Origin of the sequence: Acinetobacter sp. YH12131 (assembly GCF_013418635.1) — a bacterium.
Lineage (GTDB): Bacteria > Pseudomonadota > Gammaproteobacteria > Pseudomonadales > Moraxellaceae > Acinetobacter > Acinetobacter towneri.
In genome coordinates, this window is record NZ_VPBQ01000013.1 from 1 (window position 1) to 16,900 (window position 16,900).

At 40.8% G+C, this 16,900-nt stretch carries 15 protein-coding genes, 1 tRNA gene and 1 pseudogene; 12 read left to right on the top strand and 5 right to left on the bottom strand.

What is annotated here, in order from left to right:
• The 3 genes and pseudogenes from FTU66_RS13730 to ahpC form a co-directional block, all read right to left on the bottom strand.
• Nucleotides 1–71 (bottom strand): annotated as a pseudogene (locus FTU66_RS13730) (helix-turn-helix domain-containing protein); the annotation flags it as partial.
• A 375-nt stretch (nt 72–446) separates the two neighbouring features.
• Nucleotides 447–764, bottom strand: coding sequence for a hypothetical protein (locus tag FTU66_RS09845; protein WP_225530638.1), 318 nt, complete (start codon nt 762–764; stop codon nt 447–449).
• Nucleotides 765–1,109: 345 nt separating this feature from the next.
• Nucleotides 1,110–1,673: an alkyl hydroperoxide reductase subunit C gene (gene ahpC / locus FTU66_RS09850; RefSeq protein ID WP_004973058.1), complete on the bottom strand. Its 564-nt coding sequence runs from the start codon at nt 1,671–1,673 to the stop codon at nt 1,110–1,112.
• 375 nt (nt 1,674–2,048) lie between these two features.
• Here ahpC and FTU66_RS09855 point away from each other — a divergent pair, with 375 nt between their 5' ends.
• From FTU66_RS09855 to FTU66_RS09910, 12 genes are all read left to right on the top strand, one after another.
• The gene (locus FTU66_RS09855) at nt 2,049–6,008 is read left to right on the top strand and encodes a DUF3418 domain-containing protein (RefSeq protein ID WP_180112755.1); all 3,960 of its coding nucleotides are present in this window, start codon (nt 2,049–2,051) and stop codon (nt 6,006–6,008) included.
• 30 nt (nt 6,009–6,038) lie between these two features.
• The gene (locus FTU66_RS09860; RefSeq protein WP_004973062.1) at nt 6,039–7,151 is read left to right on the top strand and encodes a beta-ketoacyl-ACP synthase III; all 1,113 of its coding nucleotides are present in this window, start codon (nt 6,039–6,041) and stop codon (nt 7,149–7,151) included.
• A 199-nt stretch (nt 7,152–7,350) separates the two neighbouring features.
• Entirely contained in the window at nt 7,351–8,772 is a 1,422-nt protein-coding gene (gene cysS, locus FTU66_RS09865) for a cysteine--tRNA ligase (protein WP_167846083.1), read from the top strand.
• Between the two features lie 65 nt (nt 8,773–8,837).
• Nucleotides 8,838–8,913, top strand: a tRNA-Gly gene (locus FTU66_RS09870).
• A 403-nt stretch (nt 8,914–9,316) separates the two neighbouring features.
• Entirely contained in the window at nt 9,317–10,294 is a 978-nt protein-coding gene (locus FTU66_RS09875; protein WP_004973067.1) for a KpsF/GutQ family sugar-phosphate isomerase, read from the top strand.
• Nucleotides 10,295–10,297: 3 nt separating this feature from the next.
• A complete protein-coding gene (locus FTU66_RS09880) occupies nt 10,298–10,837 on the top strand; it encodes an HAD family hydrolase (protein ID WP_180112756.1) in 540 nt (179 codons plus the stop codon).
• A gap of 40 nt (nt 10,838–10,877) precedes the next feature.
• A complete protein-coding gene (lptC, locus tag FTU66_RS09885; RefSeq protein WP_004973071.1) occupies nt 10,878–11,420 on the top strand; it encodes an LPS export ABC transporter periplasmic protein LptC in 543 nt (180 codons plus the stop codon).
• On the top strand, nt 11,410–11,976 hold the full coding sequence (gene lptA / locus FTU66_RS09890; RefSeq protein ID WP_004973072.1) for a lipopolysaccharide transport periplasmic protein LptA: 567 nt from the start codon (nt 11,410–11,412) through the stop codon (nt 11,974–11,976). The genes lptC and lptA overlap by 11 nt, the downstream gene beginning before the upstream one ends.
• Nucleotides 11,976–12,743, top strand: coding sequence for an LPS export ABC transporter ATP-binding protein (lptB, locus tag FTU66_RS09895; RefSeq protein WP_004973074.1), 768 nt, complete (start codon nt 11,976–11,978; stop codon nt 12,741–12,743). The genes lptA and lptB overlap by 1 nt, the downstream gene beginning before the upstream one ends.
• A gap of 222 nt (nt 12,744–12,965) precedes the next feature.
• The gene (locus tag FTU66_RS09900; protein WP_096900925.1) at nt 12,966–13,565 is read left to right on the top strand and encodes a YigZ family protein; all 600 of its coding nucleotides are present in this window, start codon (nt 12,966–12,968) and stop codon (nt 13,563–13,565) included.
• A complete protein-coding gene (locus FTU66_RS09905; RefSeq protein WP_096900924.1) occupies nt 13,558–14,184 on the top strand; it encodes a DapH/DapD/GlmU-related protein in 627 nt (208 codons plus the stop codon). The genes FTU66_RS09900 and FTU66_RS09905 overlap by 8 nt, the downstream gene beginning before the upstream one ends.
• 126 nt (nt 14,185–14,310) lie before the next feature.
• Nucleotides 14,311–15,153 (top strand): universal stress protein, encoded by an 843-nt coding sequence (locus FTU66_RS09910; RefSeq protein ID WP_096900923.1) that lies wholly within the window; start codon nt 14,311–14,313, stop codon nt 15,151–15,153.
• 180 nt (nt 15,154–15,333) lie between these two features.
• On the opposite strand, the gene FTU66_RS09915 is transcribed toward FTU66_RS09910, so the two are convergent.
• Nucleotides 15,334–15,999 carry an O-methyltransferase gene (locus tag FTU66_RS09915; protein WP_004973089.1) on the bottom strand — a complete coding sequence of 222 codons (666 nt, stop codon included), beginning with the start codon at nt 15,997–15,999 and terminating at the stop codon, nt 15,334–15,336.
• A gap of 151 nt (nt 16,000–16,150) precedes the next feature.
• Nucleotides 16,151–16,870, bottom strand: a complete 720-nt coding sequence (locus FTU66_RS09920) for a D-Ala-D-Ala carboxypeptidase family metallohydrolase (RefSeq protein WP_004973092.1) — start codon at nt 16,868–16,870, stop codon at nt 16,151–16,153.
• Between the last annotated feature and the right edge of the window lie 30 nt (nt 16,871–16,900).

Genomic DNA, 16,900 nt, shown 5'->3' on the forward strand with positions numbered 1-16,900 from the left:
GCATGCTTGGCCAGAAAAATGAGTCGTTCTCGCTGTTCTAAACTAAGTGGTACAGAAACAATTCGAGGCATGTGTGAACATCTGTTAACTAAAAAAACTTTTTCGCATGATTAGTTATTTTTGTCAATTTAAAATATTTTTAAATAACGTGAAGATGCACTGTATGTCCAGGATGTCACGGCAAGTGTTTTACCCATAAGCAACTCCTTTATTTTTTATATTATTTTTCACAGAATAAATCTGCTTATTTTGAACATAAGTGAAGTGCTTGCTAAAAAGTATTACAGAATTGTAACTTTTGAATATAAGTTTTTTGCGCAACCTAAACGTGCCAAAAACGACAAAACTATTATGAAGCGAAATAAAACACCACATTTAGGATGTGGTGTTTATGCTTTGCACATGAATAGTCATTCATTTAAATAAAATGATTGAAAGACTAGATTTTATAGATGACGACATTGATCTTCTTTGTCACCAGAAACACGGTTTGTGCCACCAGTCGGTTTTACGCGGTTATCTTCACATTCTAAATTGCCATTCACGCGGTTATTTTTTACAACGATTGAGCCTGAATTATCTTTAAGTTGAATATTGCCATTTACACGGTTTGACGTGAGTTGGATGTTACGCCCATCTTCGAGTTGGATATTGCCATCAATGCGGTTGGCATGTGCATTAACCTGACTAAAGTTTCCTTTAGATTCTAAATTGCCATCAATCGTACTATTTTTAATTGCCGTATGTGAGTTGGAATGCAACATTAGGTTGCCCTTAATAGTCACATGATCAAGAACACATTGTTTATGCACTTTGACATTATCATCAATAGTTCGATTTTTAATGCTGCCATTACAGTTGAAATCAGCTAAAGCTGGCACTGAAAATGCTATTAATGTTGAAAGTAAAAATAATTTTTTCATAGAACAGCCCTCAAAAATAAATCTCACAACTGTTACCGGTACAGATTCGATTGTAGTGTTGTAATGTTTTTACATTTTCTATTCTAGAGATGAAATATGAATAAATAAGGTAGAAAAGGGTGATGTTCTGATTAAAAAAAACCACGCAAAATATGCGTGGTTTTTTTGAGTGGTTTAATCTAAAACTTAGATTTTACCTACTAGGTCGATAGATGGGGCTAAAGTTGCATCACCTTCTTTCCATTTAGCTGGGCATACTTCACCTGGGTGAGCGTGAACGTATTGAGCTGCTTTAACTTTACGAAGAAGTTCTTGAGCATCACGGCCAATACCGCCAGCATTGATTTCGATGATTTGGATTTTACCTTCTGGATCAATTACGAAAGTACCACGGTCAGCAAGACCAGCAGATTCGATTAATACTTCGAAGTTTTTAGAAAGCGTCCAAGTTGGGTCGCCAACCATTACGTATTGGATTTTTTTGATTTCTTCTGAAGAATCGTGCCAAGCTTTGTGCGTGAAGTGAGTGTCAGTAGAAACTGCATAGATTTCAACGCCTAATTTTTGGAATTCTGCGTAGTTGTCTGCAAGGTCACCAAGCTCAGTTGGGCAAACGAAAGTGAAGTCAGCAGGGTAGAAGAATACTACAGACCATTTGCCTTTAAGATCAGCTTCAGTTACTTCAATGAATTGACCGTTGTGGTATGCATTTGCTTTAAATGGTTTAACTTCAGTATTAATTAAGCTCATCATTGTCTCCATGATTAAGGTTTGTATTTCGTTAGCAATAGAGTATCTAATTTTGTTTTATTGCTGAAATGGTATTTTTACATTACTAGCATCGGAAAAACAAATGAGTATGTAAAAAGCGTACACTTTCATCACAGTATTATTGAGTCTTTATTAGGCCTCAAAATGATGATGATTGCATGACAACCTATTTTTCAGGTTCAAATACAACCCATTTCAAGCAATTGGTGAACATACATCTATATGGGGATGCTATTTTGAAATTCAAGGGGGGATTTAAAACTTTTTAAATACGCATTCTAAATCACTGTTCTTTCGCTTAAAGGCATTACAGCGTAAAATACGCGTTTGTGTTTTGGTTAGGAAGCGTATTCTGTGCAGAGTCATTTAAATGTAGACCACCTCGTTTTGGCGCGTGATCGTCATCGTTTAAATCGACTACGAAAAGGCAAAGATGCCAATCCAAAGCAATATCAGGAATTATTTGAAAAATCTAATTTAAAAGTGTTGGAGCGTGCACAGCGCATTCCCAACATTAAGTTGAATCAAGATTTACCTGTGACTCAATCTGCCGAACAGTTGATTACTGCAATTCAGCAACATCAGGTCATTATTGTGGCGGGTGAAACAGGTTCAGGGAAAACTACACAGTTACCACAAATTGCAATGTTGGCAGGTCGTGGTTTAACGGGGTTAATTGGTCATACTCAGCCACGACGTCTTGCTGCGCGTAGTGTATCGCAGCGTATTGCCGAAGAAGTTGGCGAAAAGTTAGGTGAGTCCATCAGCTTTAAAGTTCGTTTTAATGAACAGGGTTCGCAAGATTCAATTGTCCGTTTAATGACCGATGGTATTTTGTTAGCAGAGCTTGCCAATGATCGTTATTTAAATAAATACGACACCATTATTATAGATGAAGCGCATGAGCGTTCTTTAAATATTGACTTCATTATGGGCTATTTAAAGCAACTTTTGCCACGTCGCCCTGATTTAAAAGTCATCATCACTTCTGCAACTTTAGATGTGCAGCGTTTTAGTAACTATTTTAACGGCGCACCTATTTTTGAGGTCGAAGGTCGAAGCTATCCTGTCGAAGTACGTTATCGTCCAATTTCTGAATTAAGCATTGGTGGTAGTGATGATGATGAGTTTGATGACTTTGAAGAAAACTTGCCACGCGCAGTGGTGCAAGCGGTAGAAGAATGCTTTGCCGATGCACAGGAAAAAGGTCATCCTGAACATGCCGATATTCTAATTTTTGCCAGTACTGAACAGGAAATTCGGGAGCTGCAAGAAACCTTGCATAAGCATGGACCGCGTCATACTGAAATTTTACCGTTGTATGCGCGTTTGGCTTTGGCGGAACAACAAAAAATCTTTAATCCTTCAGGTGGTGGTCGTCGCATTATTATTGCCACCAACGTCGCTGAAACCGCACTCACTGTACCCAATATCCGCTATGTGATTGATAGCGGTTTTGCACGTATTTCACGTTATAACTATCGCTCACGGGTGCAGCGTTTACCGATTGAAGCAGTATCTCAGGCAGCAGCGAATCAGCGTAAAGGACGTTGTGGTCGTATTGCACCAGGCGTTTGTATTCGCCTGTATTCAGAAGAAGATTTTTTAAGTCGCCCAGAGTTTACTGAACCTGAAATTAAACGCACCAACTTGGCATCGGTCATTTTACAAATGCAAAGTTTGGGCTTGGGTACGCTCGAAGATTTTGATTTTATTGAGCCGCCAGATCATCGTTTAGTCAATGATGGTCGTAAGCTGTTGATTGAACTGGGTGCGATGATTGAGAAGGGTAAAGCCCCTCTTTTAGACGGAATGAGCAGCTCTGCGACGCAAAAGGGAGACAATCATCCGAATAATTCCACTAAATCCACCGCTAATAAAGGCGAGCTTCAAGGCAGCAGCTTAACCAAAATTGGTCAGCAAATGGCAAAAATGCCGATTGATCCAAGACTGGCACGTATGATTTTAGGCGGTGCGCATTTTGGGGTGTTAAATGAAGTCCTGATTATTGTAGCGGCATTGGCGGTACAAGACCCGCGTGAACGTCCTGCAGACAAACAAATGCAAGCCGATCAAAAACATGCTTTGTTCCGTGAAGCAGATTCTGACTTTTTATTCTATTTAAAATTGTGGGAAACTTTACACGAAAACCGTGATGGCATGAGTGAAAACAAACGTCGTACTTTTGCCCGTCAGCATTTTTTAAGTTGGTTGCGTTTACGTGAATGGAAGAAAACTCATGAACAATTGGTGGATTTGGCGCGTGGCTTAAAACTGTCGTTTAATGAGAAAAAAGCCAGTTATGAAAATCTGCATCGGGCGTTATTAACAGGGTTGCTTTCTTTTATTGCCAATAAAACCGATGAGCGCAATGTGTTTATGGCAGTACGCCAACAAAAAGCACGAATTTTCCCTGCATCGACTTTGCATAAAACCAATACACCGTGGGTCATGGCATTTGAGATGGTAGAAACTTCGCAAGTGTATCTACGCACCTTGGCAAAAATTGAACCTGAATGGATTTTATTGGCTGCACGTGATTTGCTGAAGCATCACTATTTTGAACCACATTGGTCTAAAAAAGCAGGCGTGGTGAATGCCTATGATCAGATTTCGCTGTTTGGTCTAATTATCGAGCCGAAACGTCCTGTCAATTACGAAAAGGTCGATCAGGAAGCCGCCCATGAAATATTCTTACGTGATGCTTTAACCACAGGCAACTTGGGCATTACCCCACCATTTTTAAAACACAACCTGCTTAAACTGGAAGAAGTGGAACGGGTTGAAGATAAATTACGTCGTCGTGATTTAGTTGTTGATGAAGAAACTATTTATCAATTTTATGCCGCCAAAGTACCTGCAGAAGTTGCAAGCCGTCGTTCCTTTGAAGATTGGCGTGCCACAGTAGAGCCGCAAAATCCACGTTATTTATTTGTGGAAGATGATGCACTTTGGCTGAATGATCGTCCGACCACGCAGCAATTTCCTGACTATTTGCGTAATGGTGAGCTGCGCTTGGCGGCCAGTTACCGTTTTGACCCCAGCCATGATGAAGATGGCGCAACCGTTAAAATTCCAGTGCAAGCGTTGGCACAGGTCGATGAAAATATCTGGTCGTGGGGTGTTCTGGGTTGGCGTGAAAATTTAATTGAAGCCTTGCTCAAGACTTTGCCTAAAGATAAGCGTCGTCATTTGGTGCCTATTCCAGACACAGCTCGAAAGTTGCTACAACGTGTTGATGCGGTAAATTTACGCGAGCACATTTTTAGCTTTTTGGCATTTCAATTACGTGCTGAACACATCACCGAAAAAGACTTTAGCTTTGAGCGGGTAGATGCGTATTTATTGCCGTTCATTAAAGTGCTAGATGAAAAAGGGCGGGTGATTGAGCAAGGTCGTGATTTATCTGAATTAAAAGCGCGTTGCCGTACCGAAACTCACAGTCCAGTAAAACAGTTACACGGCGAATTCCAAACCTTCCCTGAACGATTTGTATTTGAAGCCTCGCAAAAAGTCACGGGCGTAGTGGTTAAGCAATATCAGGCTTTGGTGCCAAGCAAAGATTTTGCAGAACTTTCACAAAAAGATGAATCGGGTGTGGTGATTCAAACCTTTAATGATCAGCGCGAGGCGATTCATCAGCATCGTGAAGGGGTGATTCGTTTGCTGCATGTGCAATTAGGCGATTTATCACGGCAATTGAAAAAGCAAATTGCCAAACCATTGGCCTTGGCGTACTCACCTTTGGGTGATAAAGCACAACTTGAGCAAATGTTGATCTATGCGACCTTGCAAAGCATTATTTGTGACGTGCCAGTCAACTTGGAAGAGTTTCAAAACTTGCAGCTTGAGGTAAAAAAGACTTTTCTCAGTCATGGTCAAACCACGCTGCGTATCTTTAATGAAATTTATATTGCTTGGCAAGACATCCGCCGTCAGCTCCTTATGCTTGATGAAGCAGTTTTTGCTAAAAATATGGATGATATAGAAGATCAGCTGGACTTAATGCATCTGGCAGACTTTGTGTATAGCAAGCCTGTAGAGGTGTGGAGCGAATATCCGCGCTATTTGAAAGCGTTGTTATTACGTTTAGACCGCTTACCCAATAACTTGCAAAGAGACGATGCTGCCATCGCCCAAATTGACCCTTGGATGGACAAATTGTTTAAACACAAACAAGATGCCCGACTCAAGGAATTGTACTTTATGGTGGAAGAATTACGCATATCGCTGTTCTCTCAACCCATGAAAACCAAAATGCCAATTTCTGCAACTCGGCTGCAAAAAGTATGGGAAAAGCTCGGAATCAGTTAAGATATTAGTAATTTCTAGAAGGAGTTTTACATGGGCATTCGCATTACAGGTACTGGTCTTTATCATCCAGAAGATGTTATTACCAATGAAGAGTTGGTCGAAAGTTTAAATGCTTATGTGGAACAGTATAATCAGCTCAATGCTGACAAAATTGCAGCAGGTGAGCTTGAAGAACGTCGTGGCTCAAGTGCTGACTTTATCGAAAAAGCCTCTGGGGTAAAACGCCGTTACGTGTCAGAAAAAACAGGTATTCTGGACATTAACCGTTTACGTCCAAATTTGCGTGAACGCGGGGATGATGAAATTTCGCTACAAGCAGAATGGGGTGTAATTGCTGCAAAACAAGCCATGCAAAATGCAGGCGTGACCGCAGAAGATATTGATGTGGTGATTTTGTCTTGCTCAAACTTGCAGCGTGCTTATCCTGCGGTGGCGATTGAAATTCAAACTGCGCTTGGTATTCAAGGTTATGCCTATGACATGAACGTGGCATGTTCTGCTGCGACTTTCGGCATTAAGCAAGCGCATGATGCGATTAAAGCAGGTGCGCGCCGCGTGTTGTTGGTTAATGTCGAAATTACCTCAGGTCATAACGATTTCCGTTCACGTGACTGCCACTTTATTTTTGGTGATGTAGCAACCGCTTCAATTTTGGAAGACACTGAAACCAAAGCAGGTTTTGAAATTTTGGACATGAACCTGTTTACTCAGTTCTCGAATAATATCCGTAATAATTTCGGTTTTTTAAACTTAAGTGAAAATGCAGATATTGACGATAAACGCTTCCATCAAGATGGTCGCAAAGTCTTTAAAGAAGTTTGCCCCTTAGTTGCCAAAATGATTACTGCGCAATTAGAAAAGAATCAGATTGCGCCAACCGAGGTGAAGCGTTTCTGGTTGCACCAAGCCAATGCCAGCATGAACGAACTCATTTTGAAATTGGTGGTTGGTAAAGAAGCAGCACAACCAGGTTTAGTACCTATTATTTTAGATGAGTTTGCCAATACTTCTTCGGCAGGGGTAATTATCGCTTTACACCGTACTGCACACGAAGTCGAAAACGGTGAATATGGTGTCTTGTGTTCATTTGGCGCAGGCTATTCAGTTGGCGCGATTTTGGTACAAAAACGTGATGCTGCATAAGCTTTGCCAAACCGTATAAGATCAGCAAACGCCTAAGTACAGGTATTAAAAAGTTCCTTCTCCTTCGGGAGAAGGCTTGGATCATCCGCGATATTCTCTTCACACAGACACATACAGAATAAAAACATCGAAAAACTTTATGAAAAATAATGCTTAGGTTAAGATGGAGCATCTTTTAATAGACCTATTTTGAAAACCTATGCAACCATTTGTTCTATATAACTCAGAGCAACGAAAAAAAGTTGAATTTGTTCCGCGTAAAGAAGGACATATCGACATGTATGTCTGTGGCATGACGGTTTATGATTACTGTCATATCGGGCATGCGCGGGTTATGGTTGCATTTGACTACATCATTCGCTTTTTGCGCAGTCAAGGTTGGAATGTGAAATATGTCCGCAACATTACCGACATTGACGACAAAATTATTAAACGTGCCAATGAAAATGGCGAGAGCATTCAAGCTTTAACAAATCGTTTTATTCAAGCCATGAATGAAGATGCGGCAAACTTAGGCTGTGTTGAACCTGATGCTGCACCACGTGCCACTGAATATATTGATCAAATGCAAAATATGATTGGTAATTTGGTCAATAAAGGCACAGCTTATCCTGCAAGTAATGGCGATGTTTATTTTCAGGTTGAAAAATTTGACAAATATGGCCGTCTTTCAGGTCGCAAGCTAGAAGACATGCAGGCGGGCGCGTCTGAGCGTGTTGATGTTGAAGTCGACAAAAAGCATCCATTTGACTTTGTTTTGTGGAAACATGCCAAAGAAAATGAACCATCTTGGGCTTCGCCGTGGGGCAATGGACGTCCGGGTTGGCACATTGAATGTTCTGCGATGTCGACTTGCTGCTTAGGTAATCATTTTGATATTCATGGTGGTGGTTCAGACTTAATGTTCCCACACCATGAAAATGAAATTGCCCAGTCTGAAGCATCAACAGGTGAGCAGTATGTAAATTACTGGATGCACGTTGGCTTTATTAATGTCGATGGCGAAAAAATGTCGAAGTCATTGGGTAACTTCTTCACCATTCGTGATGTGATGGAAAAATTCCATCCTGAAGTGATCCGCTACTTTATTGTGTCATCGCATTATCGTAGCCCTGTAAACTTCTCCGATGTAGCACTCAAAGAAGCCAAAACCGCATTATCACGTTTCTATCACTCATTTAAAGCTTATCAACAAGCGTACGGTACGCAAACAGTTGAGCAGTTAGATGAGGCTTTGGTGGAACGTTTTAATGCCGCAATGCGAGACGACTTTAATACAGCCGAAGCAATTGCAGTTCTGTTTGAAGTCAATAAAGAGCTGAACCGTTCAGTAAAAGAGCAGCAGGCAGATCAGGCGGCGGTGTACTATTCGACTTTGCGTCATTTGACCAATATTTTAGGTTTGGTGCAGCATGATGTTGACGAATTCCTGAAGTCTGATATTGGTCAGGACGCTTTAGGTTTATCTGAACAAGCCATTGCAGACTTCATTCAGCAACGTCAGGATGCCAAAAAAGCCAAAGATTTCGCCCGTGCTGATGAAATTCGTCAGTCTTTGCTCGATCAAGGTGTGGTCTTGGAAGATACCCGTCAAGGTACAGTATGGCGTCGTGCTGATTAATTGAGCACTTGGGAGCATAGAGAGTTGACAGTTGTATGAAATTCTCTATAATTCACTTCCATATTGCGGGAATAGCTCAGTTGGTAGAGCACAACCTTGCCAAGGTTGGGGTCGCGAGTTCGAGTCTCGTTTCCCGCTCCAAAATTTTAAAAAACGCTTATCGAAAGATAAGCGTTTTTTTATGGCTGTTTGTTATAGCTTGCTTGCAGTCAGCTTTATAGATGGGTTTGATCCATAATTTTTAGAGCATTTTCGTTGAAATATGCTTCTGAGCTAGTTCTATCTTTAGCTTTATCTGCAACTTTGAATCAATAAAATAAATAGCCTAAGCTCAAATATGATTGTTTTTCATTTGAAACTCGAGTCAAAAAGCGAGTTAATTAAAACAGCATACAAAAATGCGTTAAAACAAAAAACACACGCAGAATCAAAGTGTAGAATTGCATAGATATGCTAAAATTGCGAAAATTAAATGTGCTTCAATAAATCGCTTTTATTGAGGTGTAGAAAATACTCAATTTAAGTTGAACGTTGAATGCCAAACATGTCAAATACCATTGATTTCCAATCTGTAGCCTTAGACACTTTAAGAATAGAAGAACAAGCATTACAAGTCTTGGCGACGCAAATTGATCAGCGTTTTAGCCGTGCCTGCGAAATCATGTTGCATTGCAAAGGGCGTGTTGTGGTCACAGGTATGGGAAAATCAGGTCATATTGGTCGTAAAATGGCTGCGACGTTTGCCTCTACAGGCACGCCGTCTTTCTTTATGCACCCGGGTGAAGCAGGGCATGGTGATTTGGGAATGTTGGTACGGGGTGATGTTTTAATTGCCATTTCCAACTCCGGCAAAAGTGATGAAATTATGATGTTGATGCCACTCATCAAACATCTGGAAGTTCCTCTAATCACAATTAGCGGTGATGATCGCGGGCCGATGCCACAAAATGCTGATGTCGCTTTAACATTAGGCAATATTCAGGAAGCTTGTCCACTTGGTTTAGCACCAACCTCAAGTACGACTGCAACCTTGGCATTAGGTGATGCATTGGCTGTAGCGTTACTTGATGCACGTGGTTTTACTGCCGATGATTTTGCTCGTTCACATCCTGCAGGCGCTTTGGGTAAGCGCCTGTTATTGCATGTGAAACATTTGATGCATACCGGTACAGAATTACCTAAAGTTGCACCAGATACACCAATGAACAAAGTGTTATACGAAATTTCAAACAAACGTCTAGGTTTAACCACAATTGTCGATGAAAATGACGTCTTGTTAGGCATTTTCACCGATGGTGATTTACGACGTTTAATTGATAAACAACAGGGCTTTGATGTGAATTTACAAGTTGGGCAAGTGATGACTCAACATCCTGCAACGATTTCACAAGAAGCACGTGCAGTTGAAGCTTTAGAGCAATTACGTGACCGTAAAATCAATCAGTTTGTGGTGGTGGATGATGCCAATAAAGTCATTGGTGTGATCAGTATGCATGACTTGATTCAAGCAGGGGTAAACTAAACAATGGCATCTTATATTTTATTAGAGCAAGCGCGTCATATTGAAGCTTTGGTTTTAGATGTCGATGGAATTCTAAGTGATGGTTTTGTCACCTTATCCAACAGCGGTGATGAAATTAAATCATTCGATATTCGTGATGGTTTAGGTATGAAACTGGTGCAACAAGCAGGTGTTAAAGTCATTATCATCACGGGTCGTAAAAGTAATATTGTCGAAAAACGCATGTCCGATTTAGGTGTAGATTTGGTCTACCAAGGACGTGAAGATAAAGGCACTGCATTGCAGGAAGCCTGTGCCAAGTTAGGTTTATCACCTGCAGATTGTCTCTATATGGGCGATGACTGGCCTGATCTTTCAGCGTTTTCGATTGCAGGGATGAAAGTCACAGTGCCAAATGGACATATTGAAGTGCGTCGTCGTGCCGATTTAGTCACACAGGCCATGGGTGGGCGCGGTGCGGTACGTGAAATCTGCGATATGATTTTAACCGCCAAAGGTGTGTACCAAAGCTTACTTGAAAAATATCTCAGCATCCCTCATTAATTAAGTCATACATTCAAAGGTTTGAGTTACAGCCCCACTTATGGATACTAAAGTTTTATACGTTACTGCGATTGCAATTGCAGCTGTAAGTGGTGGTTATTACTATTACAGCGGTAAAGGCAAAAAACTGGAAACTGACGCTGCTCGCTCTATGACTTATAGTGCAGAGCAAATTCATCTGACCCAAACAGATGAGCAGGGCAATTTATATGTGCGTGCGCAAATTGACCGTTTAGAGCAAGACATGCAGCAAAAAACCTCTAAGCTGGAAAATTTGAATGCCTCTATGTATAAAGCGGGCGCGGTGGATGCCACTTTTTTTGCTAAACAGGCACAAGGTTTTAATGACAATGAAAAGGTTGTGTTGTCAGATCAAGTGCTAGCAACCAAGTTACTCGCTCAAGGCAAACTGACGCTTGAAACAGTCGAGTTGAATGTGTTTCCTAAAACACGTGAAATCAGTACCGAAAAACAAGTGACTGTACAATCTCCACAGGCTGATTTTATCAGTCAGGGCTTAAAAGCCAATTTAAATGACGGGCAATACGAATTTTTTAATATTCGAGGAAAGTATGAACCATAAATCTAAGCTTACAGCTCCTAAAGCGTTGATAAAACAAGCAGCACTTGTGGGCTTGGCGGTGCTTTCATCGGCAGGTGCATGGGCAATTCCGTCAGACCGCAGTCAGCCTATTACTTTATTGGCAGACCGTGCGACCTTTAGTGAACGTACTGGCGTCACCACTTATACAGGCAATGTGGTGATTGAACAGGGCACCATGAAACTGCAGGCAGATTCGATTGTTGCTAATCTGAACAGCAAAAAAGAAATTAGTGTCATTACGGCAACGGGCAGACCTGCGCAATTCCAGCAAAAGACTGATCCAGCCAAAGGGCTTGCCAAAGGTCAGGCGCAAAAGATTGTTTACAATGCTGAAACAGGCATTATCACCTTAACGGGTGGCGCACTTTTAGAGCAAGATGGAGCCAGTATTCGTGGTAATACCTTGCGTTATAGTATGAACAAAGGCGATGTTGAAGCGATTGGTACACCGAACAAAACTGGTTCTGAAGCGGGTCGTGTAAAAATTGTGATTCCACCATCAAGTTCAAAATCATTCCCGGGAGCGCGTGATTAATGGATCAAACGAGCGCAGCACAGGACAGCGTCCAGCACGGTCAGCAGACTTTGTGTATTAAGCATTTAGCCAAAAACTATAATAAGCGCTGGGTGGTTAAAGACGTTTCATTTGAAATGAAAAGTGGTGAAATTGTCGGGTTACTTGGGCCGAACGGTGCGGGTAAAACCACCAGTTTCTACATGGTTGTGGGTTTGGTGCGTATGGATAAAGGCGAAATCCATTTAGATCAACTGGATTTATCTGACCTTGCCATGCATGAACGTGCGCGTAAGGGGATTGGTTATTTACCGCAAGAAGCCTCTATTTTCAGAAAGCTGACCATCGCTGAAAATATTATGGCTATTTTAGAAACCCGCAAAGATTTAAATAAACAGCAACGTCAGCAGCGTTTATCAGAATTGCTGGCAGATTTTAAAATCACGCATATTAAAGATTCATTAGGGATGAGTGTGTCGGGTGGCGAACGCCGTCGTGCAGAAATTGCCCGTGCTTTGGCAGCAGACCCTAAATTTATGTTGTTAGATGAGCCTTTTGCAGGGGTCGATCCTATTTCTGTCGGTGATATTAAAGATATCATTCGTACCTTAAAAGATCGTGACATTGGCGTATTAATTACCGACCATAACGTCCGTGATACTTTAGCCATTTGTGAACGTGCTTATATTGTTAGCGAAGGTTCAGTCATTGCAGAGGGTACACCGCAAGAAATTCTGGAAAATGAAATTGTGCGTGAAGTTTATTTGGGTGAAGACTTTTTTGTTTAAAGCTTGAATGTTCTAACCGTTATTGGTTTTCGTATGCTTACTGCATAAGTTGTAGAACAGAAAGTCGTGTAAACATTATTTAACCTTCTATACCTTTGAGGATAGAAGGTTTTTTCATGGTGGTTATCAGTCCAAATAAGCTATAACTCTAAATACGTTAGAGCGCTAAACACGTTATAATTATCAAGTTTTTATTTAACTGGTTGATTGATCTGGAGTGTTATGCCATTTACCATTGCTGCGCCCATCACTTTTGAAGAAGAAATTAAAAAAAGTCGATTTCAGGCAATTGCTGTGCCTGTAGATAATGAGCAAGCGGTAAAAACTTTTTTGGAACAGCAGCGTGATTCATCTACCACACATCAATGTTGGGCATGGAAAATCGGGCATCAATTACGTTTTAATGATGATGGCGAACCTTCAGGTACGGCAGGACGTCCTATTTTAGCCACGATTGAAGGCAATGAGTTGACTAATGTTTTGGTGTTGGTGAATCGTTGGTACGGCGGCATTAAATTGGGCACAGGCGGCTTGGTACGTGCCTATGGGGGATGTGCAGGGCAATGTTTGGCTCTAGCAGAAAAAATAGAACTGATTGAAAAAAAGACCGTGCAATTTTCCTGTCATTTTAATGAGTGGGCAATTTTACAATACGAGCTAAATAGTCAGCAGATTGAGTACAGCGAAGACTACACCGCCGAAGGCGTGTTGGTAAAGGCATTCATGCAAGTCGATCAAATAGACCCTTTAAAACTAAAATTACAAGATATTAGCCGTGGGCGTGAACAACTCAAAATCCTTGAGGATGATCAAGATGACTGAAGCAAATTCACCTGATCCATTATCGAAGTACCGTGAGCAGCATAAACACCGTTTAAACTACATGCCGTGGTTATATTGGTCATTAAAACCTAAACATCGTGTATGGGCAGAAGCTTGGCAGCAGGAATATCAAGCTTATTTAATGGCAATGGAAACGGTGGAGATTGGCAAAAACTGTTTTATTTCCCCTTTGGCACATATTTTTGCAGAGCCGGGGCGTAAAATCAGTATTGGCGATAATACCTTTATTGCAGCCGATTGTACTTTGCATGGCCCTTTAGAAATTGGCAATGAAGTCGCGATTAATCACCACTGTATTTTAGATGGTGGCAGAGTTGGAATTAAGCTTCATGATCAGGTGCGTATCGCAGCATATTGTCATTTATATGCATTTGATCATGGCATGGCTTTGGATCAGCCCATTTATCAGCAAGCGGTGCGTTCACAGGGCATTGAAGTTGGTAAGGATGTTTGGTTAGGTGCGCATGTTGGTGTTAAAGATGGGGTGAAGATTGCGGCACATGCAGTCGTTGGTATGAATAGCATGGTCACCAAAGATGTTCAGGAGCGGGAAATTGTGGTAGGAAACCCTGCCAAATTGATTCGTTATCGTGAGTAAATACGATGCAGCAAGGCTAAATCTTTAAACTTCATTACATTTTTTCATGTCCCTGCAACACGAGTTGTGTTAAGTTAAAAATAACAACTAAAAAATAGCCTGCAAAAGGCAGTAAGAGAGGCAATAATGAAACGTGTAATTGCTTGTATTGATTCTTCGCCTTGTATTAATGCGCTTGCTGAAGCTGCTGCGTGGATTGCAACACAAACTCAACGTGAATTGGTGTTATTACAAGTTTTGGATTATTACCCCGCCAGTTATCATTTGGGGGAAATTAGTGGCGTGATTGGTTTTGAAAGTAATGCCATGTTACTCAAAGAATTAGCCGAATTAGAACAAAAACAAAGTGAATTAGCACTCGATTATAGCAACAATTTATTGCAGCACATTTCCAGTATGATTCAGGAAAAGTTCGGCATTGTACCTACCCACATTCAAGAAAAAGGCGACTTTTTAGAACAAAGTTTTAGTGTGCTGAACGAAGAAGATATTGTGGTGATTGGACGTGTGGGCGAGAAATCTGCTGAACGCAATAAGGCATTAGGCAGTAATGTCGAAAACTTTATTCGTGGTGCAAATTGTACTGTGATGACTGTCGGAGAGCATTTTAAAGCACCAAACCGTTTTATTTTTGCTTATGAATATTCCCCAACTTGTATCAAAATGATGAAGCGAATTGCACAAAGTGATTTGCTTAAATTATTGCAATGTCATTTGCTCTATGTCGGTGATCACCCAGAAGTTTTAAATGAACCTGCAGATTTTTTAACTTCAGCGGGTTTAGATGTGGTGGTGGAATATCGTTATGGCGATGTGGCTGAAAATATCTTAGATTATCAACGTGAACATGGTATTCAGTTGATTGTACTGGGGGCATTTAGTCACAGTAAAATTCACCAATTTTTCTTGGGAAGCATTACCACCAATATTTTCCGTAACTCAACTGTTCCTTTGTTGGTGGCAAAGTAAAAATCGTAAATGATTCAAAAAAGATCATTTCAAAAGATTGTTTAGTTGAACTGATGTAAATGCTTGCTGACTGTCCATGGTTATCCGCATAATTTGTGGATAACTGTATGGACAGTATATGTAACATTATAATATATAATGTAAAATTGCTTTAGGTTGTTTTTTAACCTTGTGTGGACTTTACTTTACAATCGCTAAAGCAAAGCCATCATGTCCTTTGCTGCCTACAGTTTGTAATGCTGTGCACGATAAAATTCGCGAATGATTTTGCATGGCTTTGAACATGTCACGAATCCCTTCAATGCTTGGTTTGTGATTGTCAGGATTTAAAATTTCCCCTGCACGAATTACATTGTCTAAAAAGATAATTGTACCTGAGCGTGAAAGTTTAAGACTCAGTTCCAAATATTCAGGATAGCTTTGTTTGTCGGCATCAATAAAAATAAAATCAAAAGCTTCAGTATCTTCTGGCAGAGCTTTTAGAATTTCTGCAGCACGACCAACTTTTAATTCAACCTTTTGTTTTAATTGAGCGCGGTCAATATTTTCCTGTCCCAAAGCTGCATGGGTATCACGTCCTTCAATCGTGAGTATATAACCATCTTCAGGCAGCGCACGTGCTAGCCACATTGTGCTATAAGCTGCGAATGTGCCCAATTCCAACACACGTTTGCATTGATTCATTTGAATGAGCATTTGTAGCAACATGCCCTGATTTGCCGCAACTGCAAGGTGATCTGGAAAACCTTTGGCATCGGTATTTTCTAAAGTTTGCGTCAAAATTGGGTCTTCGGGAATTAAATGTGATTCGATATAGTGATCGATATCCGTCCACATTTGTTGCATAGCGTGCTCACCTTTGTTGCGATGTGTGCATTGTAAACTTTTCTGCTCAGAGTGCAATTTATTCGCGGAATGGAGCAGGTGATAATCTATTTCGCAATAAAAAAAGAGGTCAATTTGACCTCTTTAGGATTTAATTCTAAACAACACTGAATTAGAAATTACACATAGATGAATGGCGGCTTAAATCTGGCCCCCAAGTTCGATAACCTTGTGTATCAATATGAATTTGTCCTGAAGCGTATAAGCCTAAGCCCATGTTTAAACTTTGACCATATTGCTGCCAGAACTGACACAGTCTGTATTTGGTACTTTCAATATAGGCATAGTCTTCGGCATTCGGGAATTGTGGCCCTATTCTAAAATCAATGGCTGAGTTAAATAAGTGACGCGATGAGTTCGCACCACCTGCACATTGATTCAGTGGTAAATCTCGATAGACAGAAGTGACTTCAAAATCAGTTAAGACTTTAGAGGCGACCAAATATTTAAATACACGCAAGGTAGGCACCTGATTTTGCCACAATTCACGACTTGGAATCATAAATTGCGAACGTCCACAGCGTTGCCAGTCACGTGCGGTACGCATTAATTCAAAACTTGGAATAATATTGCCAACACCGTTGTGTTCCAAGAAGCGTTCATATTCACGAACTTGGCGTAAATTGTCACTCACTGCCACCCATGCATTATACGAATAAGGCACAATTTTAGGTGCTACCTGACGCTCATAGGTGATTTTTTCTTGAGGAATGAAAATTCGTTTTCCATCGGGCGTGGTGATCGTTGTTGTTCTGTTTGGGGTTGAACTACAGGCAACCAAGATAACGGGAACAATGCTGAACGAAAACAGCGCCTTGAAAAATTTCTTCATTAGGCAAATCAGATATTTATTTAAAGTGGC

Excerpts from the sequence above, each read along its gene's own strand:
- FTU66_RS09845 (WP_225530638.1), bottom strand. The coding sequence starts at position 764 with ATGTTGCATTCCAACTCACATACGGCAATTAAAAATAGTACGATTGAT.
- ahpC (WP_004973058.1), bottom strand. The coding sequence starts at position 1,673 with ATGAGCTTAATTAATACTGAAGTTAAACCATTTAAAGCAAATGCATAC.
- FTU66_RS09860 (WP_004973062.1), top strand. The coding sequence starts at position 6,039 with ATGGGCATTCGCATTACAGGTACTGGTCTTTATCATCCAGAAGATGTT.
- cysS (WP_167846083.1), top strand. The coding sequence starts at position 7,351 with ATGCAACCATTTGTTCTATATAACTCAGAGCAACGAAAAAAAGTTGAA.
- FTU66_RS09875 (WP_004973067.1), top strand. The coding sequence starts at position 9,317 with ATGTCAAATACCATTGATTTCCAATCTGTAGCCTTAGACACTTTAAGA.
- FTU66_RS09880 (WP_180112756.1), top strand. The coding sequence starts at position 10,298 with ATGGCATCTTATATTTTATTAGAGCAAGCGCGTCATATTGAAGCTTTG.
- lptC (WP_004973071.1), top strand. The coding sequence starts at position 10,878 with ATGGATACTAAAGTTTTATACGTTACTGCGATTGCAATTGCAGCTGTA.
- lptA (WP_004973072.1), top strand. The coding sequence starts at position 11,410 with ATGAACCATAAATCTAAGCTTACAGCTCCTAAAGCGTTGATAAAACAA.
- lptB (WP_004973074.1), top strand. The coding sequence starts at position 11,976 with ATGGATCAAACGAGCGCAGCACAGGACAGCGTCCAGCACGGTCAGCAG.
- FTU66_RS09900 (WP_096900925.1), top strand. The coding sequence starts at position 12,966 with ATGCCATTTACCATTGCTGCGCCCATCACTTTTGAAGAAGAAATTAAA.
- FTU66_RS09905 (WP_096900924.1), top strand. The coding sequence starts at position 13,558 with ATGACTGAAGCAAATTCACCTGATCCATTATCGAAGTACCGTGAGCAG.
- FTU66_RS09910 (WP_096900923.1), top strand. The coding sequence starts at position 14,311 with ATGAAACGTGTAATTGCTTGTATTGATTCTTCGCCTTGTATTAATGCG.
- FTU66_RS09915 (WP_004973089.1), bottom strand. The coding sequence starts at position 15,999 with ATGCAACAAATGTGGACGGATATCGATCACTATATCGAATCACATTTA.
- FTU66_RS09920 (WP_004973092.1), bottom strand. The coding sequence starts at position 16,870 with ATGAAGAAATTTTTCAAGGCGCTGTTTTCGTTCAGCATTGTTCCCGTT.